Below are 24964 nucleotides of genomic sequence, written 5' to 3'. Positions count from 1 at the left end.
GGGGCCCGGGGGCGGGGGGGCCACCCCCCCCGTGTGCTTCTCCCTATACCGGCCCCCCCCCCACCCCCCCCCCACCCCCCCCCCCCGCCCCCCGGGGGGGCCCCCCCGGCGGGGCGGGCCGCCCCCCGGCCGCCCCCGCCCGCTCCCCGGACGCGCCGTCAGAGCCTGCGCAGCCGTTCCTCGTCACCGGTGCGCGGGCAGGTCAGGCAGGCGGTGGCGGCGGGCCCGACGGCGTAGTAGAGGCAGCAGCCGAGCCGGGTGCGGGTGTGGTGGCCGCGCCCGTCGGGGGTGTGCAGCCGGCGGAAGTCGGCGGCGCCGGGCAGCGGGAGGGTGCCGCCGGGCAGCAGCGCCCCGGCGGCCGCGACGGCGGCGTCCTCGTCGCCGAGCATCCGGCCGAGGTACCAGACGGCGGAGGCGAGATCGTCCGTCACCATGCCCCACAGGGCGCGGTCCCGGCGGCGGGTGGGGGCGGCGAAGGCCGCGAGCAGCGGTTCGAGGTGGCCGACGACGGCGGCCCGCAGCTCGGCGCGCAGCTCGTCGTCTCCGGGGAGCTCGACGTGGCCCCGCGGACGCAGGGCGAGGTCGCCGGTGGGGGCGTGCAGCCACACGTCGGAAGGGTCGATGACGGGGACCCGCCGGGAGAGGTGCCAGGGGCCGGCGATGAGCAGGCAGACCGACCAGGCGTAGTGGTGCAGCAGCCGGGACGCGGTGACGTGGGGCCGGGGGGCGCGGCCGTGTTCGGCGGCGATGCGCTCCTCCGCGCCGGCCAGCACGGCGGCCAGGGCCCGTTCGTCGTCGGCGATCCGGGTCGCGCCGTACCAGCCGTCGGCGGCCTCGGGCGCCGGTTCCGCGGCGTCGAGCAGACGCAGGCTCAGCACCGGGCAGAGGCCGAGCAGCCGCCGGTAGTCACCGAGCAGCGCGGACGGCGGTGCGACGGGCAGGGGTGGTCCCGGGATCATCTTCGCTCCCTAGATCGACTCCGCATGATCGAATAAGGTGAGGCTCACCTTACAATGTCGCGGATGGCATGCCATCTCGGGCCGCGCCCCCGTGCCGGTCCGCGGTCGAACGGGCGGTGGGCGGGAGTCCGAGATTGACGAACTTAGGCAAACCTAACCTAAGATGTCGACTCGTGTTGAGAACCGACCCGACGGCCGCCACGGCCCCGGCGACGCCCCGGTCCTCGGCGGTCCGGCGGCCCCTGCTGCTGATCGCCGGAGCGGGCGCGCTCGTGCTGTGCGCCGCGCTGAGCCTCGCGCTCGGCTCCCGATCCATCCCGCTGTCCACCGTCGTGGACGCGCTGACCGGAGCCGCCCACGGCGGCGACGCCGACGTCGTGACGGGCCTTCGGCTGCCCCGCACGGTGATCGGGCTGGCCGTCGGAGCCGCGCTCGGCGTCGCCGGGGCCGTCGCCCAGGGCGTCACCCGCAACCCGCTGGCCTCCCCCGTCACCCTCGGGATCAACGCCGGCGCCGGCCTCGCCGTCGTCGCCGCGATCTACGCGCTGGGCCTCGCCCGGCCCGTCCAGTACGTCTGGTTCGCCTTCGCCGGAGCCGCCGTCGCCGCCGTCGCCGCGTACGCGATGTCCCGCCGCGGCGGGGACCTCGACCCCGTCCGGCTCGCCCTCGGCGGCACCGTGCTCACCGTGGTGCTCACCTCCTGGACCTCCGCCCTGATGCTGGCCAGTCACCGCACCCTGGACGAGGCCCGGTTCTGGCTGGCCGGCTCGATCGCCGGGCGGCAGCTGGACACCCTCCTGCCGGTGCTGCCGTTCCTGGCCGTCGGCCTGCTGGGCGCCCTGGCCATCTCCCCCGCGCTCAACGCCCTCGCCCTCGGCGACGAGACCGCCCAGTCGCTGGGCGTGCCGGTCGCCCGGATCCGGCTCGCCGGCGGGCTCGCCGTCGTGCTGCTCGCCGGCAGCGCCGTCGCCGTCGCCGGACCGGTCGCCTTCATCGGCCTGGCCGCGCCGCACCTGGTCCGCCCGCTGCTCGGCAACGACCACCGCTGGCTGCTGCCCGGCTGTCTGATCACCGGTCCGCTGCTGCTGCTCACCGCCGACGTGCTCGGCCGGCTCGTGGTGCGCCCCTCCGAGATCGAGGTCGGCATCGTGACCGCCTTCCTCGGGGCCCCGCTGCTCGCGGTGCTCGCCCGGAAGGTGGCCCGGTGACCGCGCTCGCCCTGCCCGTCCGCACCCTCGCCCGGCGCCGGGCCCGCACCGCCGCCTGGTCGGCCCTGGCCGCCGTCCTGCTGGTCCTGCTCACCGGCGTCGCGCTGGGCACCGGACGGCTGAGCATCTCCGTCTGGGACGCGCTGCGCGCCCTCGTCGGACAGGGCGACCCCGGAAACGTGCTGGTGGTGCAGCAGTTCCGCGCACCGCGCGTGGTGTCGGCGCTCATCGCGGGCGCCGCACTGGCGATGGCCGGCTCCATGCTGCAGCGGCTCTTCCGCAACCCGCTCGCCTCCCCCGACACCATCGGCGTCACCGGCGGAGCCTCCTTCGGCGCCGTCCTGATGATCGCCACGGGCGCCTCCCAGCAGCTGATCCCGCTGGCCGCGCTCGGCGGCGGGCTGCTCGCGGCCCTGCTGCTCGGCGGCTTCGCCTGGAAGTCCCGGATGGCCGTCACCCGCCTGGTGCTGGTCGGCCTGGCCGTCCAGCAGGGCCTGGCCGCCGCCGTGAACCTGATGATCGTCCGGTTCCCGGCCGAACTGGCCTCCTCCGCGATGCAGTGGACCACCGGCTCGCTCTACGGCCGCAACTGGACCGAGGTGTGGATCGGCGGCACGGCCATCGCCCTCACCGCCGGCGCCGTGCTGCTCTGCCAGCGCCGGGTCGCCGTCCTCGACCTCGGCGACGACTCCGCCGGCGGGCTCGGCCTCGACCCCGGGCGCGACCGGCTCCTCCTGCTGCTGCTCGGCATCACCCTCGCCTCGCTGGCCGCCGCCCTCACCGGCCCGGTCGCCTTCGTCGCGCTCGCCGTGCCGCACCTCGTCCGGCTGCTCGCCGGTCCCCCCACCCTCGGCACCCTCGGGCTCACCGCGCTCACCGGCGCCGTCCTGCTGCTCGGCGCCGACCTCCTCGTGCTCCACGTGATCCCCGTCCACGGCCTGCCGGTCGGTGCCGTCACCGCCACCCTCGGCGCGCCCTGGCTCCTGGCGCTGATGATCCGCCAGGGCCGGCTCCCCGTGAGGAACAGCTGATGACCACGGCCCCCACCGTCGACCCCACCGCCAACCGGCTCGCCGCCCACGGCCTCCACCTGCGCTACGGCGACCGCACCGTCGTCGACGGACTCGACCTCGAACTGCCCGGCGGCGCCGTCACCGCGATCGTCGGACCGAACGCCTGCGGCAAGTCCACCCTGCTGCGCGGACTGGTCCGCCTGCTCGGCCCGGCCGCCGGCACCGTCACCCTGGACGGCTCCGACATCCACCGGATGCCCGCCCGGGCGCTCGCCAAGCGGATGGGCCTGCTTCCGCAGCAGCCGGTCACCCCCGAGGCGATCACCGTCGAGGCCCTCGTCCGACTGGGCCGCTACCCGCACCAGCGGATGCTCAGCCCGTGGTCCGCGGCCGACCAGGAGGCCGTCGAGGAGGCGCTGCGGCGCACCGGCACCGCCGAACTGCGCGACCAGCAGGTCGACCGGCTCTCCGGCGGGCAACGCCAGCGCGCCTGGATCGCGCTCGCGCTCGCCCAGGACACCGAGCTGCTGCTGCTCGACGAACCGACCACCTTCCTCGACCTCCGCCACCAGCTCGACGTCCTCGACCTGGTGGCCGACCTGCACGCCGAGGCCGGCCGCACCGTCGTCATGGTGCTGCACGACCTCGGACAGGCCGCCCGGTACGCCGACCACCTGGTGGTGCTCAAGGACGGCCGGCTGGCCGCCGCCGGCGCGCCCTCCGAGGTGCTCACCGCCGAGCTGGTCGAGGCCGTCTTCCAGGTGCCCTGCCGGGTGGTGCCCGACCCGGAGACCGGCACGCCGCTGGTCGTCCCCCGGGCCCGTGCCCGCGCCGGAGCCGCCGCCGGCTGACGGCCGCGCCCGGACACCCCTCCCCTCCCCCGCCCTTCCCCCCACTCCCTTCCTCCCGTCCCTCCCCCTCCCCGTCCCCCGTTCGACCGGATCCAAGGAACCCCCATGAACCGCCGACTGCCCGTCGCCGTCCTCGCCGCCGCCCTCTCCACCACGCTGCTCGCCGCCTGCGGCAGCGACGGCGGGACCAAGCAGGGCGGGGACACCGTCCAGGCCGGCGCCTCCGCGAGCGCCGGAGCCACCGCCGGCTTCCCGCGCACCGTCACCCACGCCGCCGGAACGGCCCAGATCAAGGCACAGCCCCAGCGCGTCGTGGTGCTCGACAGCGGCGAGCTGGACGACGTCACGCTGCTCGGCATCACGCCCGTCGGCGCGGTGTCGCCGCACATGAAGACCGAGGGCGGGTTCCCCTCCTACCTCAAGGACAAGATCAAGGACACCAAGGACGTCGGCCCGATGAACGAGCCGAACCTGGAGCTGATCGCCTCCCTCAAGCCCGACCTGATCCTCTCCTCCAAGGTCCGCCACGCCAAGGTCTACGACCAGCTGAACGCGATCGCCCCGACCGTGCTCGCCGAGACCACCGGCTTCCCGTGGAAGCAGAACCTCGCCCTCTACGCCCAGGCCCTCGGCAAGGAGGACCAGGCGAAGAAGGCGCTCGCCGACTACGAGGCGCGCGCGGCCAAGCTCGGCGAGGCGATCAAGGCGAAGAACGGCGGCACCATGCCGACCGCCTCGGTGGTCCGCTTCGTCGCCGGGCCGACCCGCCTGTACGCCAAGTCCTCCTACAGCGGCGTCGTCCTCAAGGACGTCGGCCTCACCCGCCCGGCCCCCCAGGACGTCGACCAGAACATCCTCGAGGTCAGCGCCGAGCAGATCAACCAGGCCGACGCCGACCTGGTGTTCGTCACCACCGCCGACGACCCGTCCAAGACCAAGGAGAGCGAGGTCCAGCAGACCCCGGTCTGGAAGGGCCTGAACGCGGTCAAGAACGGCAAGGTCTTCAACGTCCCGGACGAGACCTGGATGTCCGGCATCGGCGTCCAGGCCGCCGACGCGATGCTCGTCGACATCGCCAAGGCCGCGGGCGTCGACGCCCCGAAGTAACCGCCGACCGCCGGCGGCGGGCGGGCGCGGGGCGCCCGGTCCGCCCGCCGCCACCGGCTCGCCACCACCCCGAGGACAACCCGAGGACCCCTCCCCATGCGGCTCTACCTGCTCGCCCTCAACCCCACCGACTCGGTCACCGACGGCTTCCTGCCCGCCGCCGACCGGCTCGGGCTCGACGTCACCGTCCTGACCGACCACGCCGGGCCCCACCTGAAGGCCTACGCCGACCTCCCGTTCACCGCACCCGAGGTGCTGGAGTGCGACGTCCGGGACTTCCGTGCGGTGATCAGCCTGCTCTCCCGGCACCACGCGCCCGACGCGGTGTTCAGCAACAGCGACCACCTGCAGACCCAGACCGCCCTGGCCGCCGAGTACTTCGGCCTGCCCGCGAAGGACTGGAAGGCCGCGCTGCGGGCCAAGGACAAGGGCCAGCTGCGCCGCCACCTCGCCCTGACCGGCCAGGACGCCGTCTGGTCCGCCGAGCTGGCCCCCGGACAGGACCCGGCCGAGCTGGACCCGCCGTTCCCGTGCGTGGTCAAACCGCGCGAGGGCGTGGCCAGCGAGGACGTCGTCCTGGTCGCCGACGCCGCCGAACTCGCGGCGCGCTGCCGAAAGATCCAGCACCGCCGGGCCGGCGCCACGCTCGTCGTCGAGGAGTTCCTGGAGGGGCCGCTGTGCACCCTGGAGACGCTCGGCGACGGCCGCCGCCGGCACGTCCTCGGCGGCTTCCGCACCCGTCTGTCGCCGCCGCCGGACTTCATCGAGGAGGTCCTCGAGTTCGTCCCCGCCCACCCCGCCGCGGTGGTCGGGCAGGTGCTCGCCCAGCTGGACGCGATCGGCGTCGGACTCGGCGCCTGCCACACCGAGTTCGTCGTCCAGCCGGACGGCCGCGCCCGGATCATCGAGGTCAACTACCGAGCCATCGGCGACCAGTGCGACCTGATGCTCGCCGAGATCCTCGGCGTCCCGCTCTTCGAGCACATCCTCTCCGTCCACCTCGGCCGCGAACTCCCCGCCGACCTCGGCGAGTCGTGCACCGCCACCCCGCGCCGGGCCCGCAACGAGGCGGTCCTCGCCGACCGCGCCGGCGTGCTCACCTCCGCCCCCGGACCGTACGACGAGGAACGCGACGGCGTCCGGCTCGCCTACCGCCCGCTGCGCCCGCTCGGCGAGCGGCACGAGCACTACCGCACCAACCGGGACTACCTGGGCGTCATCTGGGCCGTCGGCACCGACCAGGGCGCGGTGGACACCGCCGTCGCCCGCTTCCTCGCCGCCAACCGCTGGGAGGTCACCCCGTGACCGCCGACGAGCAGCTCACCCTGCGCGTGCTCTCCGCCCTGCTGCGCGAGGACGTCCTCGGCCTGCGCACCCGCTCCTCCGCGCAGGAGCGCGCCGACGGCCGCTGGCTCGTCCCGGCGGACGCCCCGCTCGCCCTGCCCGTCACCGCCGAGGGGTTCCAGAGCGAGTACGCCGCCCGGCTGCCGCTGCTGGAGCTCGACGGGCGGACGGTCACCGGTCTGGACACCGTCGTGGCGGCCCTCACCGCCCTGGCCGAGGCCGAGGACCGGCCCGGCTGGGCGGCCTTCGCCGAGGAGTGCCGGCAGACCCTCGCCACCATGGAGCTGCACGAACGGGCCCGCGACGAGGTGCACGCCCGGCTCACCGACCTGTACGGCGCGGACCCGGCCGACTGGACCGGCCCGGCCGCCGCCCTCGGCCACGACACCCTCGCCGCCTACCTCGACCACCCCGTCTACCCGACCGCGCGCGGCCGGGCCGGTCTCGACGAGGCACAACTGCGCTCCTACGCGCCCGAGTTCCACCCTGCCTTCGAACTGCGCTGGCTGGCCGTGCCGACGGACGCGCTCACCACCCACGGCGAACACCCGCTGCCGAGCTGGTGGCCCACCCCGGCCTGGCTCGGCCTGGCGGACGCGTGCCCGGGCGACGGCTGGACCACCCTGCCGGTCCACCCGCTCACCGTCGGGACCGCACTGGAGGAGGCGCTGGCGGCCACCGGCCTGGCCGGCCGCGCGGTGCTCGCCGACCGGCCCTACCTGACCGTCGTGCCGACGCTCTCCATGCGCACCGTCGCCGTCGCCGACGACCCCTCCTGCCACCTCAAGCTCCCGCTCGCGACCGCCACCCTGGGCCGGCTCAACCGCCGCACCATCAAGCCGGGGACGCTGCTCGACGGCGCCGCCGGCCAGCGCCTGGTCGAGGCCGTGCTGGCCCGCGAGCCGCGGTTCGCCGACCGGATCCTGCACGCCGACGAGCAGAGCTGGGCGCACGCCGGGCACGAGCTGCTGGCCGTGCTGCTGCGGCGCTACCCGGCCGGGCTGGAGCGGGCCGTCACCGTCCCGCTGGCCGCCCTGCTGGCCCCCGCGCCCGGCGGGCGCCTGGTGCTCGACCACCTCGCCGACCGCTTCCACGGCGGCGACCCCCTCGCCCTCTACGACGCCCTGCTGGAGCTGCTGCTCGACTGGCAGGCCACCCTGTTCGGCTACGGCGTCGCCCTGGAGTCGCACCAGCAGAACACCTCGCTGGTGCTCGACGAGAACGGCCTGCGCCTGCTCTACAAGGACGACGACGGCCCGCGCGTGCACACCGCCCGGCTCACCGCGACGCTCGGCGAACTCGCCCCGGCCTGCGAGGAGTTCGACGACGCCAGGATCTTCGGCGAGGACGACCGGCCGCTCACCGACCTGTTCACCACCATCACCGGCCACCTGTGCACCGGCGCGCTCGCCTTCGGCCTCGCCGCGCACGGCCGCGCCGGACTCGACGAGTTGCTGGCCCTGCTGCGCAAGCGCCTGGCCGAGGCCGTCGACCGGATCGGACCGGCCGGCGCAGCGCTGCGCACCGACCTGCTGGAGGCCGAACGCCTGCCGGTCAAGGCCATGGTCACCGCCGGAACCCTGCTCAGCAAGCAGCGCTCCGGCGCCGCCGACGTCAACAAGCACTACACGACCGGCCCCAACTACCTGCTGGAGCCGGCGATACCGGGCAGGTCCCCGGCCGGGGACGCCCGATGAGCGTGGAAACCCTCCCGCAGCGGACCGGTGGCCGCACCACCGCGGCGGACGGGCTCGGCCGACGCCAGGTGCACGCCGTGGCGGCCTGCTACTTCGTCGCCTCCTTCGCCGCACTCGGCCTGCCGCCCTACCTCACCACCATCCTGCCGACCCTCGGCGACCCGCAGGCCCGCTGGGCCGGGGTGCTCTACGTCGTCCCGACGGTGTTCAGCGCGCTCGGCGCACCGCTGTGGGGCCGGCTGGCCGACCGCTTCGGCCGCAAGCGGCTGCTGCTGCGCGCGCAACTCGGGCTCACCGTCTCCTTCCTGCTGGCCGGGGCTGCCGACAGCCTGCCCGCGTTCACCGCCGCGCTGGTGCTGCAGGGGTTCCTCGGCGGCACCTTCGCCGCCACCAACGGCTACCTCGCCGCCGCCCTCGACGGCTCCAGGCTGTCCCGCGCGCTCACCCTGATGCAGGGCTCCGCCCGCGCCGCCCTGGTGGCCGCACCCATCCTGGTCGGCGCGCTGTCCCCCTGGATCGACCCGCACCGCCAGTACCTGGTGATGGCCGTCCTGCCGCTCGCCGCGGCCGTGTTCCTCGCCCTGCTGCCCGAGCCGGCCCGCCCGGCGACCGGCGCCGGCCCCGCGGAGCCCGCCGGGCCGGCGGCGAGCACACCGCTCCTGCCGCTCTACGCCTTCGAGTTCGCGTTCGTCTTCGCCACCGTCATCTCCTTCCCCTACCTCATCGCGCTCGCCGAACAGCGACTGCCGGGCGTCTCCGGCACCACCACCGGAGTACTGTTCGCCGTGCCGCACCTGTGCTACCTGGCGTTCGCCGCGCGCACCCACACCGCCTTCCACACCCGCCCGCACGCCGGCATCGCGCTCGGCTTCGGCCTCGTCGCGCTGGGCCTGGCCGGACACGCCGTCGCGTACTCGCTGCCCGTCTTCGTCGCGGTGCGGCTGCTGCTCGGGGCCGGACTGACCCTCGGCCTGGTGAGCCTGTCCGTGCTCGCCGCCGGGGCCGCCCGCGGCCGCCAGCCGGGCCGGATGTTCGGCACCCTCGAACTCGTCTCCAAGGGCGGCGCCGTGGCCGCCGGCGCGGTGGCCGCGCTGGCCAACGGCCGGTACGGCGCCGCCGCCCCCGTGGTGGCGGGCACCGCCGCCGCCCTCCTGGCCGCCGTCGCGGCCAGCTCACTCACCCTCCCGTCCCTCCGCCAGCGATGGAGCCGCCGATGACCGACGAGCCGATCACCCACGCCCCGGCCAGTCACCACCCGCTCGGCCACGCCCCGGCCAGTCACCACCCGCTCGGCCACGCCCCGGCCGGCCACCACCCGGCCGGCCACCGCCCGGTCAGTCACCACCCGCTCGACCGTGAACTCCCTTCCGCCGACCACGCGGTGGCCCACACCCTGCTCAACTGCCTGCTGCGCGAGGTCTCCGCGCCGGAGCACCAGACCGCCGCGGCCGACGGCCGCCTGCTGCTGCGCCTGCCCCGGCGCGGCGCCCTCCTCCGGGTCGCCCTGCGCCGCACCTCGCTGCTCGGAGCGCACCGCTTCACCGGCCCGGTCGAGATCGAACGGAACGGCGACTGGGAGGAGTTGGGCTGGCAGGAGCTGGCCGCGCACGTCCAGGGCGAACTGGAGCTGCGCACCGGGACGGTCAACGAGGAGTTCCTCGACCAGGTCGCCTCCAGCCACGAGGGCGTACGCCAGGGGCTGGAGAACCGTCCGGCCCCCGGCGCGGACCGCTACCTGGAGTCCGAGCAGGCCCTGTTGTTCGGCCACCGCTTCCACCCGGCGCCCAAGTCCCGCTCCGCCGCCCGCGGCGACTGGCGCCACTACGCGCCGGAGTCCCGCGCCGCGTTCCGGCTCCGCCACCTCGCCGTCCGTTCCGAACTGCTCGCCGGGCAGTCCCCGGACGAACGGTCGAACGCCCTGCTCGACGGGCTCGGCGACGTCCCGGAGGGCTACCGGCTGCTGCCGGCCCACCCCTGGCAGTACCGACTCGTCGGCGACCACCCGCTGCTGCGCGGGGCGCTGGCCCGGGGCGACGTGCTCGACCTCGGGCCGCGCGGCGAGGAGTTCGCCGCCACCGCCTCCGTCCGCACCCTGTACGGCGCGGACGCCTTCCTCAAGTTCAGCCTCAACGTCCGCATCACCAACTGCCTGCGCAAGAACGCCGCGTACGAGCTCACCGGCGCCGTCGCCCTGACCCGGCTGCTCGCCCCCGCGCTCGCCGACCTCGCCCGGCGCTTCCCCGACGCGGCGATGCTGCGCGAGCCCGCGTTCCGCACACTGGCCCTGCCCGGCGCCGACGGCCGACCCGACCAGGCGCTCTACGAGGGCTTCGGCCTGATCGTCCGCGAGGGCTTCGGCGGCCTGCTGCGCCCCGGGGTCACCCCGCTGCTGGCGGCCGCCGTCGCCGACGAACACCCCACCAGCTCGGCGCACGTCTCCCGGCTGCTGGGGGACGACCCGGACGGCGGGCGGGCCCTGGACTGGTGGCGCGCCTACCTGCGGCTGCTCCTCCCGCCGGTGCTCGCCGCCTACTTCGACCACGGCGTGGTCCTGGAACCGCACCTGCAGAACGTGCTCATCGGCGTCGACGCCGACGGGCACCCCGCCCAGGTCCTCTTCCGCGACCTGGAGGGCACCAAGCTGGTGCCCGAGCGCAACGCCGCCGTCCTCGCCGCCCTCCCGCCCGAGGTCGCCGGGCCGATGACCTACGACGCCGAGCGCGGCTGGGACCGGGTGGTCTACTGCCTGCTGGTCAACCACGTCGCCGAACTGCTCGCCGCCCTCGCGGACCGCCACCCCGGGCTGGAGGGCCCGCTGTGGCAGGCCGTCCGGGACACCCTGGAGGAGTACGCGGCAGCGCACGGCCGCCCGCCCCGGCTGCGGGCGCTGCTGGCCGGCGTCCCGCTGCCGGCCAAGGCCAACCTGCTGACCCGCTGGGAGCGCAAGGCCGACCGCGAGGCCGGCTACGTCCGCCTGCCCTCCCCGCTGGCCGGCTCGGTCCTCGCCGAGGCCGCCCGCATGCCCGTCCCGCTGTCCCTCGGGAGCGCCGTCCGATGACCGAGACCGTCCGCCGACACGCCGCCGCCCTCGCACCCGAGGAGCTGCCCGCCTACGTGTACGACCTGGCGGCGCTGCGCGCGCACGCCGCCGTCGTCCGGGCCGCGCTGCCCGACCGGGTCGAGCTGTACTACGCGGCCAAGGCCAACCCGGAGGCGCCCGTCCTGGCCGCGCTGCGCGACGCGGTGGACGGCTACGAGGTCTCCAGCGGCGGTGAACTCGCGCACGTGCGGGCCACCGTCCCGGGAGCCCCGCTGGCCTTCGGCGGGCCCGGGAAGACGCCCGCCGAGATCGCCGCCGCGGTGGACGCCGGGGTGCACCGCTGGCACGTGGAGAGCGAGCAGGAGCTGCACCGGCTCGACGCCGTGCTCGCCGACCGGCCCGGCACCGTCGTCGACGTGCTGCTGCGCGTCAACCTGCCCGTCACCACGGGCGCGCTGGACGAGGTGGCGCTCGCGATGGGCGGCCGGCCCACGCCCTTCGGTCTGGACCCGGAACAGGCCGAGGAGTGCGTGCGGCTGCTCACCGCCGGCGCCGACGGCGATCGCCACGGTGATCGCCACGGCGACGGCGTCGGACGGCTCGGGCGGCGGCTGCGCCTGCGCGGCGTGCACGCCCACCTGGCCAGCGGGCTCGCCGCCGCCGAGCAACTGGCCGTCGCCGGGCAGATCGTGGCCTGGTCGGCCGCGCTGGCCGAGCGGCACGGATTCCCGCTCACCGAGGTCAACATCGGCGGCGGAATGGCCGTGGACTACGACGACCCGACCGAACACTTCGACTGGAAGGCCTTCGGGGAGGGGCTGGACGAGCTGCTCGGCGACCGTCCCGGGCTGACCCTGCGCATCGAACCCGGCCGCGCACTGACCGCCCACTGCGGCTGGTACGCGACGGAGGTGCTGGACGTGAAGCAGAGCCACGGCGAGGACTTCGCCGTGGTCCGCGGCGGTACCCACCACCTGCGCACCCCGGCGACCCGGGGGCACTCGCAGCCCTTCGAGGTCCTCCCGGTGGAGGGCTGGCCGCACCCGTGGCCGCGCCCCGCCGTCACGACCGGCCGCGCCACCCTGGCCGGACAGCTCTGCACACCGAAGGACGTCCTCGCCCGGGCCGCGGACGGCGCCGACGGCCTGCGGGCGGCCGACCGCGTGCTGTTCGCCATGGCGGGGGCCTACGCCTGGAACATCTCGCACCACGAGTTCCTGATGCACCCTCGCCCGGGCTTCCACTACCTGGGCGGGTGAGGGCCGACGGTTGACGGGTAACAGATGACAGGTGACAGATAACAGATTTCGAAAGTTGTCATCTGTTATCTGTCACCTGTTACCCGTCGGCTGTCAGACGTCAGCCGACGGCCGCCGCCTCTCCCCCTCCCGCCCCCCTGCCACCCCGGGGCCGCCGCAGGTCACGTCCGCGCACTCGTGGGACAGTGGAGGCAGCGAAGGGAGCGCGAAGGTGCTGATGGACAAGGTGGCGGAGATACTCGCCGAGGCGTCGGCCGAGGCGGTGGAGCCGCGCTTCCGGGCGCTGGCCGCCGGCGAGGTGATGGAGAAGGCACCCGGCGAGGTCGTGACGGTCGCGGACCGCGAGGCCGAAGCGATCATCGCCCGCCGCCTGCGCGAGCTGCTGCCGGTCCCCGTGGTCGGCGAGGAGGCCGTCGCCGCCGACCCGGCACTCGCGCGGGCCCTGCACGACGAGCCCGCCGCCTGGCTGGTCGACCCGGTCGACGGCACCGCCAACTTCGTCGCCGGCCGCCCCGACTACGCCGTCATGTGCTCCCTGGTCCGCTCCGGACGGACCGTCGCCTCCTGGATCTGGCAACCCGCCACCGCCACCGCCTACCGCGCCGAACTGGGCGCCGGGTCCTGGCGCGACGGCATCCGGCTGACCCGGCCGCCGGCGCCGCACGACGCCGCGAAGCTGCGCGGATCGGTCAAGAGCCGCTTCCTGGAACCGGACCGCCAGGAACGGCTGCGGGCCAACGCCGCGGCCTTCGGCGAGGTCTCGCCCGGCCGGCACGCCGCCGGGATCGAGTACCCCGACGTCGTCGAGGGCCGCTGCGACTTCATCCTCTACTGGCGCACCCTGCCCTGGGACCACGCCCCCGGCTCCCTGCTCGTCACCGAGGCCGGCGGCGTGTCCTCCCGGCTGGACGGCAACCCGTACCGCCCGGAGGCCCCCGGCGGCGAGGACGGCCTGCTGGTCGCGGCCGACCCGGAGACCTGGGAGCTCACCCGGGCCGTCCTGCTCCGGGACTGACGACCGGCGCGGGCGCGCGCTCCCGGGGCTGACGGCCGGCGCGGGCACGCCCGTCACCAGGCAACGGGCCGGTCACCACACCACTGGCCCGTCACCACACCACGGGCAGCCGCTCCGGCATCCGCTTGATGAACCCCGGCCGCCAGGCCAGCTGGTCGGCCGGCAGGGCGAGCCGCAGGCCCGGCAGCCGCTCCACCAGCGCGGCGATCGCGATCTCGGCGTGCGTGCGGCCGAGCGCCGAGGCCGGGCAGAAGTGCCGGCCCGCGCCGAAGGCGAGGTGCGGGTTGTCCGTCCGGTCGAAGTCGATCCGCTCCGGGTCCGGGAAGACCGCCGGGTCGTAGTTGGCCCCCTCGACCAGCACCAGCACCAGCTCGCCGGCCCGCACCAGGACGTCGCCCACCTGCACGTCGGCCGTCGCCAGCCGCGGCAGCGCGTCGCCGATCGACAGGTTGACCCGCAGCAGTTCGTCCACCGCGCGCCCGATCAGTGCGGGCTCGCGCCGCAGCCGCTCGGCGAGTTCGGGCTGCTCGCAGAGGTAGACGACGGCGTTGAGCAGGAACGAGGAGGTGGACACGGCGCCCGCCCCGAACAGTGACAGCGCGACGGTGGCGAGCAGTTCGTCGCTCACCCGGTCGGAGACGTCCGGGGAGCGGCGCAGCTCGACGAACCGGCCGAGCAGGCCGTCGACCGGCGCCGGGTCGGCGTTGAGCCGCCCGAGCATGTAGCCGAGGTCCTTGTACCAGTTGGGCGCCGAACCCGCGAAGGGCACCGGGCTGGTGAGGAAGGCGACGTCGATGCCGGCCATCAGCCGCCGCCAGTCGTCCGACGGGATGCCGAGCAGCCGGCAGTGCAGGGCGGCGGAGTAGGGCTCGGTGAAGCCGTCGCGCAGTTCGCCGGGCGCGCCCTGGGCCAGCAGGTCGTCGATCAGCCGGTGGGCCTCGGCCTGGAGCCAGCCGTCGAGCTCCCGGTCGGCGCGCGGTGAGAGGGTCTTCATGACGGCGTTGCGCAGCCCGGAGCTGTTGATGTTGCCCATGTTGTTGACCACCTCGGGCGGGATGGTCAGCGCGTACTGGCGCGGCACACCGGGGTTGGCGGTGTCCTTGAGGCTGAACCGTTCGTCCTCGAGCACCTGCTTGGCGAGCGCGTAGCTGCTCACCAGCCAGGCCGGGTCGCCGGTGAGGGTGCGGATGCCGGCGATCGGGCGTTCCTCGCGCAGGCGGGTGGCCTCCTCGGGCAGGACGTCCCCCCTCCTGGGGAGCGGGAAGACGGTCGGGTCGGTCGTCAGCAGGTCGGTCACGGTGGTGGCTCCTCGGGCGGATCGGCGGCCGGGCGCGGGCGGCAAGCAGCACGGGCGGCAGGCGGAACGGCCGGCGGCGGTGGGGTGACAGCGGGCGGGCGGCGGCGATCGGGCCGGCGGCGGTCAGACGCTGGCGATCGGGCCGGCGGCGGTCAGGCGGCGCGGGCGGGCAGGGAGGGCAGCGGCGGTACGGACGGCACGGCGGCCGGGCGGACCACCGCGTAGGCCTGGCCGGGCGCCGCCCGCAGACCCTCGTCACGCCCGAACAGCACGTGGGTGAGCGGGAGCTGCAGGTGGTAGCAGCTGACCGAGGTGGTCACCCCGAGCAGCGCCGGGGTGTCCAGGAAGAACGGCAGCTCGGCCGTGATGTACCGGACGCCGGCCGCGAGTTGCGCCTCGCTGGGCGCCAGCCCCTCGTCCAGCCGGGCGGCCAGGAATCCGCGCGCCATGTTCTCGGCGGCGGTCCGGTACGCCGGATCGGTCTGCAGCGCCTCGACGGCCTGCCGGTGCAGGCGGCGGTAGTGGTCGTCGCCGGTGAACTCGGAGAGGGCGTGCACCCGGACGGGGCAGGGGCGGCCGGACTCCTCCACCCCGCGTTCGATCCGGCGGGCGGTGGCCTTGACCTCCTTGCCGGCGCGCCGCCGGGCGTGTTCCGGCGTGTAGCCGAAGGTCTCGAACTGGGTCGCCACGTGGAGGTCCGCGTAGACGATGTCGATGCGCTCGAAGAACCCGCTCCCCCACCCGACGAGTTCGGCGATCCGGCGGTGACTGAAATAGCTGTTCCCCGGGCTGACGCCGATGAGCAGGTGCTCCCCGCGCCGCCAGATCTCCCGGCAGCGGCGGGAGTACGGCAGTGCCTCGTAGCCGGCCGACACGTCGGCCGTCGGGCGTATCGGGATCTCGTCCGGGAGGGTTTCGCGCATGCCTTTGGCTCCGCTTCGCAGCATTGGTCACTGGACGGTGTTCACGTGGATTTACCGGGATTCACAGAAGTGCACGGCGGGTAGGCGGAGTTCACCCGGATGTCAGGTTCCGCTCATCGAGGATCACGGCTCGCACCTGGTCAGGCGGCCTACCCCGGGGTGCCGTGTGCGCAAGGTGGGGCTGCGACCACATGAAGTTACCGCCGCTGTTCGGGATCTCCGCAAGCCCTGCCCGGGGGTTGGCGAAATGTGATCACCGGGCGGCCGGAAACAGCCTGTACGCCCTCGCGAAGGTATGTCCACGGACGCATTCCGGGAGCGGTTGAATATCGCCCCGGCACCCTCTCACACCAGTGTCGCTTCCTCCAACATCGGCGCCGGAGAAGGCATTTGTTTTGGAATCGAAAGGAGAACGACGCCGTACGAACGGACCGGCTAGCCGGACCGGTCCCCCGAGGCCCGCCGGCCGGCCACCACCACCTCGCGCAGCAGTGCGCGCACCTCCCCCGGCGTGGTGTGCGGGTTGAGCAGGGTGAGCTTGAGCCGCACCCGGCCCGGCCCGCCGCCGGGCAGCTCGGTCCGCCCGACCACGGCCCGCCCGGAGCGCAGCAGCAGGCGCCGCAGCCTCCCGTTGACCTCGTCGAGGACCGCCTCGTCCGCCGACCCCGGCGGCCGGTAGCGGAACAGCAGGGCGGTCAGCACGGGTTCGGCGTGGAGTTCGAGCGACGGCTCGGCGCGGACCGCCTCGGCCGCGACCAGGGCCAGCTCGTGGCAGGCGTCCACGAGCCGGCCGAGCCCGTCGCGGCCGAGGGTGCGCAGGGTGACGGCGAGCTTGAAGGCGTCGGCCCGCCGGGTGGTGCGCAGCGAGCGGCCCAGCAGGCTGGGGTAGCCGGCCTGCTCGTCGTCGACGGGGTTGAGGTACTCCGCGCGGCGGGCGAGCGAGACGTAGGTCTCGGTCCGCCGGACCAGGAAGACGCCGGCGGCGGCGGGCTGCCAGCCGAGCTTGTGCCAGTCGAGGGAGACGGAGTCGGCGCGCTCGATGCCGTCGAGGAGCGGGGCGAGTCGGTCGGAGAGCAGGGCGCCGCCGCCGTACGCGGCGTCGACGTGCAGCCAGGCGCCGTAGCGGCCGGCGAGGTCGGCGGCGGCGTGCAGCGGGTCGATGCCGCCGGTGTCGGTGGTGCCGGCCGTCGCCACGACGGCGATCGGGGTGCGCCCGGACCAGCTGACCTCGGCCAGGACGCGCTCCAACTCCGCTGCCCCCATCCGCAGTTGGCGGTCGACCGGGACGGTGGCGACGGCTCGCTCGCCGAGGCCGAGCAGGGCCGCGGCGCGCTGGACGGAGAAGTGTGCGGTCTCGGAGGCCACGATGCACGGCCGGACGCCGTCCGGGATGCCGTCCAACTCGACGATGCCGTCGAGCTTCTGGTCACGCGCCAGCATCAGTCCCATCAGGTTGGACTCGGTGCCGCCGGAGGTGAGGACGCCCGCGGAGCGGGCCGGGTCGTAGCCGACCAGGGCCGCGAGCTCCGCGAGCAGGGCGGTCTCCATCGCGGTGGCGGCGGGGGCCTGGTCCCAGGAGTCCTGGGAGGGGTTGAGGGCGCTGACCGCGAGGTCGGCGGCGGCGGCCACCGCGAGCGGGGGGCAGTGCAGGTGGGCCGCACAGGCCGGGTCGGCGGGATCGGCGGCGCCGTAGGCGAGGAGTTCGGTGAGCCGGGCGAGGGCGTCGGGGCCGGAGGCGCCCGCCAGCGCGTCGGCGACCAGGGCGCCGATCTCGGCGGGGCTGCCCGCGGGCAGTGGACCGCCGCGCCGGGCGATGCCCTCGTCGAGCGCGTCGAGGACGGTGGCCAGCAGCGGCCCGAGCGCGCCGGGCCCGCCGGCGCCGCCGGCGAGGGCGTCCAACGGGTCCGGATCGTCCGGCAGTTCGGGCAGGTCGCCGGGACTTCCGCCGCCGCCCGGCCCGGAGCCCCCACCCGGCGCCGAACCCGCGGCCCCACCGGAGCCCGCGTCTTCTCCGGGGCCGGGGCCAGGGCCAGGGCCAGAGCCGGGGCCGGAGTCAGCCCCGGAGCCCGAACCGGAGTCAGCCCCGGAACCGGAGCCCGTCCCGGGCCCGGCGGTCACTCGGCGCCCCGGACCTCGGCGGCCGACCCGGCCCCACGCCCCTGCCCGCTCCCGGCCGACCCGGCCGATCTGGCGGACCCGACTGAGACGGCCGACCCGGCGGACGCGGCCGACGCCGACGCGATGGCGTCGGCGAGCCGGTCGAGGACCGCGGCGGCCTGCTCGTCCGTGATGGTGAGCGGCGGGAGCAGCCGCAGCACCGCGTCGTGCCGGCCGCCGAGTTCCACGATCAGGCCGCGCTCCAGGCAGGCCTCCCGGACCCGGACGGCGAACGCCGGGTCGGCGGGGTGGGCTCCGCAGGCGTCCGGCGCTCCGCTCGGGTCGACGAGCTCGACGCCGATCATCAGGCCGCGCCCGCGCACGTCGCCGATCACCGGCAGTTCGCCGGCGAGGTCGCGCAGTCGGCCGGTCATCCGTTCGCCGACGAGGGCCGCACGCTCGGCCAGCCCGTGCGCGGTGACGTACCGCAGGGTGGCGGCGCCGGCGGCCATGGCGAGGGTGTTGCCGCGGAAGGTGCCGGTGTGCGCGCCGGGCCGCCAGCCGTCGTAGTCCTCGCGGTAGACGACGACGGCGAGCGGCAGGCTGCCGCCGATCGCCTTGGAGAGCACCATGGCGTCCGGGACGACGCCGCTGTGCTCGACGGCCCACATCGCGCCGGTGCGGCCGACGCCGGTCTGCACCTCGTCGACGATCAGCGGGATGCCGCGCTCGGCGGTGATCTGGCGCATCGCGCGCAGCCAGCCGTCGGGCGCCGGGACGACGCCGCCCTCGCCCTGGACGGCCTCCAGAACCATCGCGGCAGGGGGCACGACCCCGCCAGAGGGGTCGTCCAGCAGCCGCTCGACGTAGGTCGCGGCGAGGTCGGCGCCCGCCTCGCCGCCGACGCCGAACGGGCAGCGGTAGCCGTACGGGTAGGGCAGCCGGACCACCTCGCCACCGCTCGGCAGCGGCTCCTTGACGGCGACGTTGCCGGTGAGCGCGAGGGCCCCCGCGGTCATGCCGTGGTAGCCGCCGGTGAAGGCGAGCGCGCCGGCGCGGCCGGTGGCGGTCTGCATCAGCTTGAGTGCCGCCTCGACGGCGTCCGTCCCCGCGGGCCCGCAGAAGTGGATCCGGGCGCGGGCGGCGAACTCGGCGGGCAGGCTCTCGAACAGCGCGGTGGTGAAGTCGTCCTTCTCGGCGGTGGCGAGGTCGAGCAGGTGCAGCGGGGCGCCGCTGTCGAGGGTGCGGCGGATCGCCTCCAGGACCACCGGGTGGTTGTGCCCCAGGGCCAGCGTCCCGGCACCGGAGAGGCAGTCCAGGTAGCGTCGCCCGTCGGCGCCCTCGACGGTCATGCCGTTGGCGCGCACCGGGACGATGGGGAAGGACCGGGCGTACGTCCGGGCGGCGGACTCGCGCACGCGCTGACGGCGCAGGACGGCCTCACCCAAGGACGGGGACCGGCCCTGTGTCGCGGTGGTGGCCTGGGCCTGGGCGGGAACGGCGGCGAGCGACAAAGCGGACCCCCAGAGGAAGTTAGGTAAGCCTAACTTTATCGCCCCTGACCTGGAGGGATGCCCCCGGGTGCCCAGAACCACCCGAGTGGGTGAACTTCCCCCGGTCCTGCCAACGAGCGGCGCGCCGAAAGGTCACGCCCGCCCCTTCCAGCGGTAGCAGAGCTCCGGCCGGCCGACGTTGCCGTACTGCGGCTCCCGCACCGCCCGCCCGGTGTCGACCAGGTGCTCGAGGTAGCGGCGCGCGGTGATCCGGGAGACCCCGGCGGCGGCGCCCGCCGCGGCCGCGGACAGCCCCGTCGCCGCCTCGCGCAGCACCGAGGCGACGGCGTCCAGGGTGGGCGCGCTCAGCCCCTTCGGCAGGCTGTTCCGCTCCGGCGTGCGGAGCAGCGCGAACGCCTGGTCGACCTCGTCCTGCCCGGTCGCCTCGCCGGTGCGCCCGAGGCTGTCGCGGTACCGGGCGTAGCGCTCCAGGCGGTCGTGCAGGGCGGCGGCGCCGAACGGCTTCAGCAGGTACTGGACGACGCCAGCGGACACCGCCTGGCGGACCATCGCGAGGTCCCGGGCCGAGGTCACCGCGATGACGTCGGTGGTGTGGCCGGCAGCGCGCAGCGTCCGGCAGAGCTGGAGGCCGTGGCCGTCCGGCAGGTAGAGGTCGAGCAGCGTGAGGTCGACGGGCGTCCCGGCGCTCCGGGCGCGGTCCAGGAAGCGCAGCGCGTCGGCGCAGCTGTGGACGGTGCCGGCGGCGCGGAAGCCCGGTTCGCGCTCCACGTAGAGGGTGTGCGCGGCGGCGGCCACCGGGTCGTCCTCGACGACCAGCACGGAGATCCCCGGCGGGGGTGCGGTCGCGCTCACGGGGACGGCACCGCTTCCCGCTCCCGCCCGGCGCCCGGGCGGGCCGGACCGTCCTGCCGTCGCGCGCGGGCCGGCCCGGCGAGCGGCAGCCGGACGGTGAGCACCGCGCCGCGGTCCCGGCCGACCTCGACCGTGCCGCCGTTGCGCCGGGCGGCCTGGGCGACCAGCGCCAGCCCGAGGCCGTGACCGTGGCCGTCCTGCTTGGTGCTCCAGCCGCGGCGGAACACGTCCTCGACGGCGGACGGGTCGATCCCCGCACCGGTGTCGGCGACCCGCAGCAGCAGGTGCCCGTCCGCACCCGGCCCCGGGCCCGCATCCGCACCGTCCACTCCCACGCCGGCACCGTCCGCGCCCAGGCCGGCACCGTCCACTCCCGCGCCCGGGCCCGGTGCGGCACCGTCCGCAGCCGCACCGTCGATCCGTGCGGTGACGGTGACCTCCGGCGGCACCGGACTCCGGGCCGCGCCGGCGATGGCGGCGTCCACGGCGTTGTCGATCAGGTTGCCGAGGACGGTGATCAGGTCCCGCGGGGAGAGCCCGGGCGGGATCACCCCGTCGTCGATCCGGCTGTCCCCGGTGAGGGTCAACTCGACGCCCCGCTCGGCCGCCTGGGCGGCCTTGCCGAGCAGCAGCGCGGCCAGCACCGGTTCGCCGACGGCCGCGACGACCCGGTCGGTGAGCTGCTGGGCGAGCGCGAGTTCGGCGGTGGCGAACTCCACCGCCTGTTCGTGGCGGCCGAGTTCGACCAGGGAGACGACGGCGTGCAGCCGGTTGGCGGCCTCGTGCGCCTGCGCCCCGAGCGCTTCGGTGAATCCGCGGACGGAATCCAACTCGCCACTGAGGGACTGCAGTTCGGTGTGGTCGCGCAGGGTCACCACGCGGCCGAGGCCGGTGCCGATGGTGGAGGTGTTGAGCACCACCACCCGCTCGGCGGTCAGGTGCACCTCGTCCCGCACCGGTTCGTCCCCGAGGACGGCGTCGACGAGCGCCTGCGGCAGCCCCAGGTCCGCCACCGGCCGGCCGTCCACGGCTCCGGCCAGCCCGAGCAGGTCGCGGGCGGCGTCGTTGCAGAGCACCACCCGGTGCGCGCGGTCGAGCAGCACCAGCCCCTCGCGCACCGAGTGCAGGGTGGCCTGGTGGTACTCGTAGAGGTGGCTGAGCTCGGCCGGTCCCATGCCGTGGGTGTGCCTGCGCAGCCGGGAGTTGGCCAGATAGGTGCCGGCGCCGCCCAGCGCCAGCGCGGCGACCGCCACCCCGACCAGGGCGAGCAGCGGGCCGCTCAGCTGCGCGGAGATGGACTCCACCGTGAGGCCCGCGCTGACCAGCGCGATCACCCGGTGCCGGTCGTCCAGCACCGGGGTGACGACCCGGACGGACGGGCCGAGCGTGCCGGTGTAGGTCTCGCTGCGGGTCTGCCCCGCGAGCGCCCAGTCGATGTGGCCGAGGAAGCGCTTGCCGATCTGGTCGGGCAGCGGGTGGGTCCAGCGCACCCCGCCGGTGTCCATCACGGTGATGAAGGAGACCCCGGTGTCCACCCGGACCTGCTCGACGTAGGGCTGGAGCAGCGCGGTCGGGTCGGGCTGGGTGACGGCGGCGCGCACCGACGGCGTGTCGGCCACGGCGTGGGCGACGGCGGTGACCTGGCGGCGGGCCGCGTCCTCGGTGCGCCCGGCGGTGAACAGGTAGGCGAGCACCGCACCACCGGCCACCACGGCGGCGACGATGACCACCTGGACGACGAAGAGCTGACCGGCCAGGCTGCGCACCGGTCGGCGCGGGAGGCGGGGGCCGGGACGGGGCGGGAGGACTCGCCGCCGCGCGGGGGCGGGGGCGGTGCGCACGGACATGCCTGCCAGTGTGCACCACGCCCCGACGGCCGTCAGGGGGCCCGTCGCACCCGTCCGCCGTGAACTCTATGAACGCAAACGTGACCTCCGTCACGGCCGGGCCCGATAGTCGGAGCGGCCCACCACCCGGGGCCGCCAGGACCGCAGGGCGAAGGAGCCGCAGATGTCGATCGATGCAGCCGCACCGGCGGGGGGATCCAGACGCCGGGACAGGACGCACTACCTCTACCTCGCCGTGATCGCCGCCGTGGTCGCGGGCGTGGTGGTCGGGCTCGCGGCCCCCGGTTTCGCCGTGGAGCTGAAGCCGGTCGGCACCGGCTTCGTCAATCTGATCAAGATGATGATCAGCCCGGTGATCTTCTGCACCATCGTGCTGGGCATCGGCTCGGTGACCAAGGCCGCCAAGGTCGGCAAGGTCGGCGGCCTCGCCCTCGGCTACTTCCTCGCCATGTCGACCGTCGCCCTGGCCATCGGCCTGGCCGTCGGCAACCTGCTGGAGCCCGGCGGCGGTCTGCACCTGACCGCCGCGCTCGCCAAGTCCGGCCACGCCCAGGCCGCCGCCGGCGGGGCCCAGTCGACCGCCGACTTCCTGCTCGGCATGATCCCCACCACGATGTTCTCGGCGCTCACCGAGGGCAAGGTGCTGCAGACGCTGCTGGTCGCGCTGCTGGCCGGCTTCGCCCTGCAGGCCATGGGCCCGGTCGGCGCCCCCGTGCTGCGGGGGATCGAGCACCTGCAGCGCCTGGTCTTCCGGGTCATGTCGATGATCATGTGGGTGGCGCCGATCGGCGCCTTCGGGGCGATGGCCGCCGTCGTCGGGGCGACCGGGACCGCCGCCCTGAAGAGCCTCGCCGTCATCATGATCGGCTTCTACGCGACCTGCGTCCTGTTCGTCGTCGTGGTGCTGGGCACGCTGCTGCGCCTGGTCGCCGGGGTCAACGTGTTCGCGCTGCTGCGCTACCTCGGCCGTGAGTTCCTGCTGATCCTCTCCACCTCCTCCTCCGAGAGCGCGCTGCCCCGCCTGATCGCCAAGATGGAGCACCTGGGCGTGAGCCGCCCGGTCGTCGGCATCACCGTCCCGACCGGCTACAGCTTCAACCTCGACGGCACCGCGATCTACCTGACCATGGCGTCGATCTTCATCTCCGAGGCGATGGACAAGCCGATGTCGATCGGCGAGCAGCTCTCGCTGCTGGTCTTCATGGTGATCGCGAGCAAGGGCGCGGCCGGGGTCACCGGCGCCGGACTGGCCACCCTGGCGGGCGGACTGCAGTCCCACAAGCCCGCGCTGGTGGACGGCGTCGGCCTGATCGTCGGCATCGACCGCTTCATGTCCGAGGCCCGAGCCCTCACCAACTTCGCGGGCAACGCCGTCGCCACCGTGCTGATCGGCCAGTGGACCGGTGAACTCGACGCCGGGCGCGCCCGCCGGGTGCTCGCCGGCGAGCTGCCCTTCGACGAGCAGACCCTCGTCGACACGCACGGCGGGCCGGACACCGGGTCGCACGGCGCGCCGCACGGCACGCACGGCGCCCCGGCCGGGACGTCGGCGGCCACCCCGGCGGCGGCGGGAACCGACTCCCCGGAGACCGTCCCCGCCCAGAACGGCGCGGCCACGGCCGCCTGAGCGCTCCGCCGCTCCCCACACTCCCCCGGTCCGGCGCCACCACCTCCCCCGGAAAACGGCGCCGGACCGGGGGTCCCGCGATCACCGCGGGCCACTGGCCCGGACGGCGACCCGCCCGCCGCCCGGGCCAGTGGCCTTCCGGGCCGGACCGTCCACCCTCCCGGGGCCGCCCGTGCTCCCCGAGCCGTCCGCACTTCCGAGCAGCCCCGCCGTCCCGAGCCGTCCGCCCTCCGGGCCGGACCTCCGGTGATCCCGCCCACGGCCTCGGTCAGAGGTCCTCCGAGCCGCTCACCGCCCAGGCCAGACCACAGGCCGGGTCCTCCAGCGCGACGTGCAGATGGCGCAGCCCCGCCGCCGGCTCCAGCCAGACGAAGCAGCGCATCCGGGCCACCAACGCGTCGACCTCCACCCGCTCCGGACCGTCCAGGCCGTCCACCCCCGCCATCGCGGCCAGGGCCCGCCACAGCGCCAGCCGGCCGTGCGCCGAACCGCGCTCCCGGCCCGCCGCGGCGGCCTGCACCAGTGCCGGATAGGCCAGCGCGAAGGGCAGGTAGCCGCCGGTGACCCTCGCCGTACGGGCCAGCTGGGCCGCCGCCTGCGGGGCCGGTCCGCGGACGCAGACCACCTCCGCCCAGTCCGCCAGCGCGGCCAGCGCCCGGGTGGCCCGCTGCCCGCCCAGGCGTACGCCCGGTGGCGGCAGCAGCACCTCGGCCAGCCCCTCCCGGCTGGCCGGCAGGGTCAGCAGGGCGCTGCGCGCGCCCCCGCACGGCAGGTACTCGCGCACCCGCGCACCCTCCTCCCACCCGGCGTTCTCCCACGGCTCCAGCCGCAGCGGCACGCCCTCCGGATCGGGCTCGGCCCCGTAGGAGAGGTCCTCGCCGAGCAGCACCCGGGTCTGGGCGACCAGGCGGCGCACCGGCGCCGGGCTCAGCAGCGGGGCCAGTCGCAGCCAGGAGTGCCGGGTCGCCAGCACCTCCCAGATCGGGCCGGCGTCGTGGTCGACGACCCCGGCGACGGTCCCCGGGCCGCCCTCCCGGTCGAACAGCCGGACGGCCAGCTCCGGCGGCGCCGAGTAGGCGATCAGGTGGCCGAGCGGCGCCGTCAGCGCCGCCGCGGACTCCTCCCCGGCCCGCTCCACGGCGGCCGCCCGGCCTTGCCGGTAGGCGGCCAACAGTTCGGGCCAGCGGCCGTCGTCGGCCAGGGCGCGCAGGCGGTGGTCCTCGTACGTGATCACGATTTTCAGCGTACGGGCCGGGGTCGCACATCAGCTGACATCCCGTCAGCCCGGTGCGTCGGGGGCCGCCCGCACCCCGG

General features: G+C 75.4%; 19 protein-coding genes. 11 read left to right on the top strand and 8 right to left on the bottom strand.

All coding sequences use genetic code 11. The features are described from left to right. Window positions 1–158: 158 nt before the first annotated feature. Complete coding sequence (locus ACIA8Q_RS03590) at window positions 159–959, bottom strand: (2Fe-2S)-binding protein (protein ID WP_360205447.1); 801 nt, start codon at window positions 957–959, stop codon at window positions 159–161. 242 nt (window positions 960–1201) lie between these two features. Here ACIA8Q_RS03590 and ACIA8Q_RS03585 point away from each other — a divergent pair, with 242 nt between their 5' ends. The 10 genes from ACIA8Q_RS03585 (at window position 1202) to ACIA8Q_RS03540 (ending at window position 13493) form a co-directional block, all read left to right on the top strand. Further along, entirely contained in the window at window positions 1202–2167 is a 966-nt protein-coding gene (locus tag ACIA8Q_RS03585) for an iron ABC transporter permease (protein ID WP_360205481.1), read from the top strand. Then, the gene (locus tag ACIA8Q_RS03580; RefSeq protein ID WP_396316707.1) at window positions 2164–3198 is read left to right on the top strand and encodes a FecCD family ABC transporter permease; all 1035 of its coding nucleotides are present in this window, start codon (window positions 2164–2166) and stop codon (window positions 3196–3198) included. Before ACIA8Q_RS03585 ends, ACIA8Q_RS03580 begins: the two co-directional genes overlap by 4 nt. After that, entirely contained in the window at window positions 3198–4031 is an 834-nt protein-coding gene (locus tag ACIA8Q_RS03575; protein ID WP_360205444.1) for an ABC transporter ATP-binding protein, read from the top strand. Before ACIA8Q_RS03580 ends, ACIA8Q_RS03575 begins: the two co-directional genes overlap by 1 nt. 105 nt (window positions 4032–4136) lie before the next feature. Beyond that, a complete protein-coding gene (locus tag ACIA8Q_RS03570; RefSeq protein WP_360205441.1) occupies window positions 4137–5138 on the top strand; it encodes an iron-siderophore ABC transporter substrate-binding protein in 1002 nt (333 codons plus the stop codon). 96 nt (window positions 5139–5234) lie between these two features. After that, on the top strand, window positions 5235–6443 hold the full coding sequence (locus ACIA8Q_RS03565; RefSeq protein ID WP_396316706.1) for an acetyl-CoA carboxylase biotin carboxylase subunit family protein: 1209 nt from the start codon (window positions 5235–5237) through the stop codon (window positions 6441–6443). Beyond that, window positions 6440–8179 (top strand): IucA/IucC family protein, encoded by a 1740-nt coding sequence (locus ACIA8Q_RS03560; RefSeq protein ID WP_396316705.1) that lies wholly within the window; start codon window positions 6440–6442, stop codon window positions 8177–8179. Before ACIA8Q_RS03565 ends, ACIA8Q_RS03560 begins: the two co-directional genes overlap by 4 nt. Beyond that, complete coding sequence (locus ACIA8Q_RS03555) at window positions 8176–9396, top strand: MFS transporter (protein WP_360205434.1); 1221 nt, start codon at window positions 8176–8178, stop codon at window positions 9394–9396. The genes ACIA8Q_RS03560 and ACIA8Q_RS03555 overlap by 4 nt, the downstream gene beginning before the upstream one ends. Then, a complete protein-coding gene (locus ACIA8Q_RS03550; RefSeq protein ID WP_360205432.1) occupies window positions 9393–11237 on the top strand; it encodes an IucA/IucC family protein in 1845 nt (614 codons plus the stop codon). Before ACIA8Q_RS03555 ends, ACIA8Q_RS03550 begins: the two co-directional genes overlap by 4 nt. Next, entirely contained in the window at window positions 11234–12478 is a 1245-nt protein-coding gene (locus ACIA8Q_RS03545; RefSeq protein ID WP_396316704.1) for a type III PLP-dependent enzyme, read from the top strand. The genes ACIA8Q_RS03550 and ACIA8Q_RS03545 overlap by 4 nt, the downstream gene beginning before the upstream one ends. Window positions 12479–12695: 217 nt before the next feature. Further along, entirely contained in the window at window positions 12696–13493 is a 798-nt protein-coding gene (locus tag ACIA8Q_RS03540; protein WP_360205475.1) for an inositol monophosphatase family protein, read from the top strand. Window positions 13494–13584: 91 nt separating this feature from the next. Here the strand turns inward: ACIA8Q_RS03540 and ACIA8Q_RS03535 are convergent, their stop codons facing one another. From ACIA8Q_RS03535 to ACIA8Q_RS03510, 6 genes are all read right to left on the bottom strand, one after another. Then, window positions 13585–14790 (bottom strand): cytochrome P450, encoded by a 1206-nt coding sequence (locus ACIA8Q_RS03535; RefSeq protein ID WP_360205428.1) that lies wholly within the window; start codon window positions 14788–14790, stop codon window positions 13585–13587. A 152-nt stretch (window positions 14791–14942) separates the two neighbouring features. Next, the gene (locus ACIA8Q_RS03530) at window positions 14943–15713 is read right to left on the bottom strand and encodes a tRNA-dependent cyclodipeptide synthase (protein ID WP_360205426.1); all 771 of its coding nucleotides are present in this window, start codon (window positions 15711–15713) and stop codon (window positions 14943–14945) included. 435 nt (window positions 15714–16148) lie between these two features. Beyond that, window positions 16149–17612: a pyridoxal-dependent decarboxylase gene (locus ACIA8Q_RS03525; protein WP_360205424.1), complete on the bottom strand. Its 1464-nt coding sequence runs from the start codon at window positions 17610–17612 to the stop codon at window positions 16149–16151. A 215-nt stretch (window positions 17613–17827) separates the two neighbouring features. Next, the gene (locus ACIA8Q_RS03520) at window positions 17828–19258 is read right to left on the bottom strand and encodes a diaminobutyrate--2-oxoglutarate transaminase family protein (RefSeq protein ID WP_396316703.1); all 1431 of its coding nucleotides are present in this window, start codon (window positions 19256–19258) and stop codon (window positions 17828–17830) included. 198 nt (window positions 19259–19456) lie between these two features. Beyond that, on the bottom strand, window positions 19457–20176 hold the full coding sequence (locus ACIA8Q_RS03515; RefSeq protein WP_360205418.1) for a response regulator: 720 nt from the start codon (window positions 20174–20176) through the stop codon (window positions 19457–19459). After that, window positions 20173–22023 (bottom strand): ATP-binding protein, encoded by a 1851-nt coding sequence (locus tag ACIA8Q_RS03510; protein WP_396316702.1) that lies wholly within the window; start codon window positions 22021–22023, stop codon window positions 20173–20175. Before ACIA8Q_RS03510 ends, ACIA8Q_RS03515 begins: the two co-directional genes overlap by 4 nt. 163 nt (window positions 22024–22186) lie before the next feature. On the opposite strand from ACIA8Q_RS03510, the gene ACIA8Q_RS03505 reads away from it, so the two are divergent. Further along, window positions 22187–23650, top strand: coding sequence for a cation:dicarboxylate symporter family transporter (locus ACIA8Q_RS03505; RefSeq protein WP_387897158.1), 1464 nt, complete (start codon window positions 22187–22189; stop codon window positions 23648–23650). A 268-nt stretch (window positions 23651–23918) separates the two neighbouring features. Here ACIA8Q_RS03505 and ACIA8Q_RS03500 read toward each other — a convergent pair whose 3' ends face one another. Continuing rightward, window positions 23919–24884, bottom strand: a complete 966-nt coding sequence (locus ACIA8Q_RS03500; protein WP_360205411.1) for a hypothetical protein — start codon at window positions 24882–24884, stop codon at window positions 23919–23921. Window positions 24885–24964: the final 80 nt, after the last annotated feature.

The organism is Kitasatospora sp. NPDC051705 (assembly GCF_044453265.1).
Taxonomy (GTDB): Bacteria; Actinomycetota; Actinomycetes; order Streptomycetales; family Streptomycetaceae; genus Kitasatospora.
The sequence above is the reverse complement of the archived record's forward strand: the minus strand, read 5'-3'. Positions and strand labels throughout refer to the sequence as shown.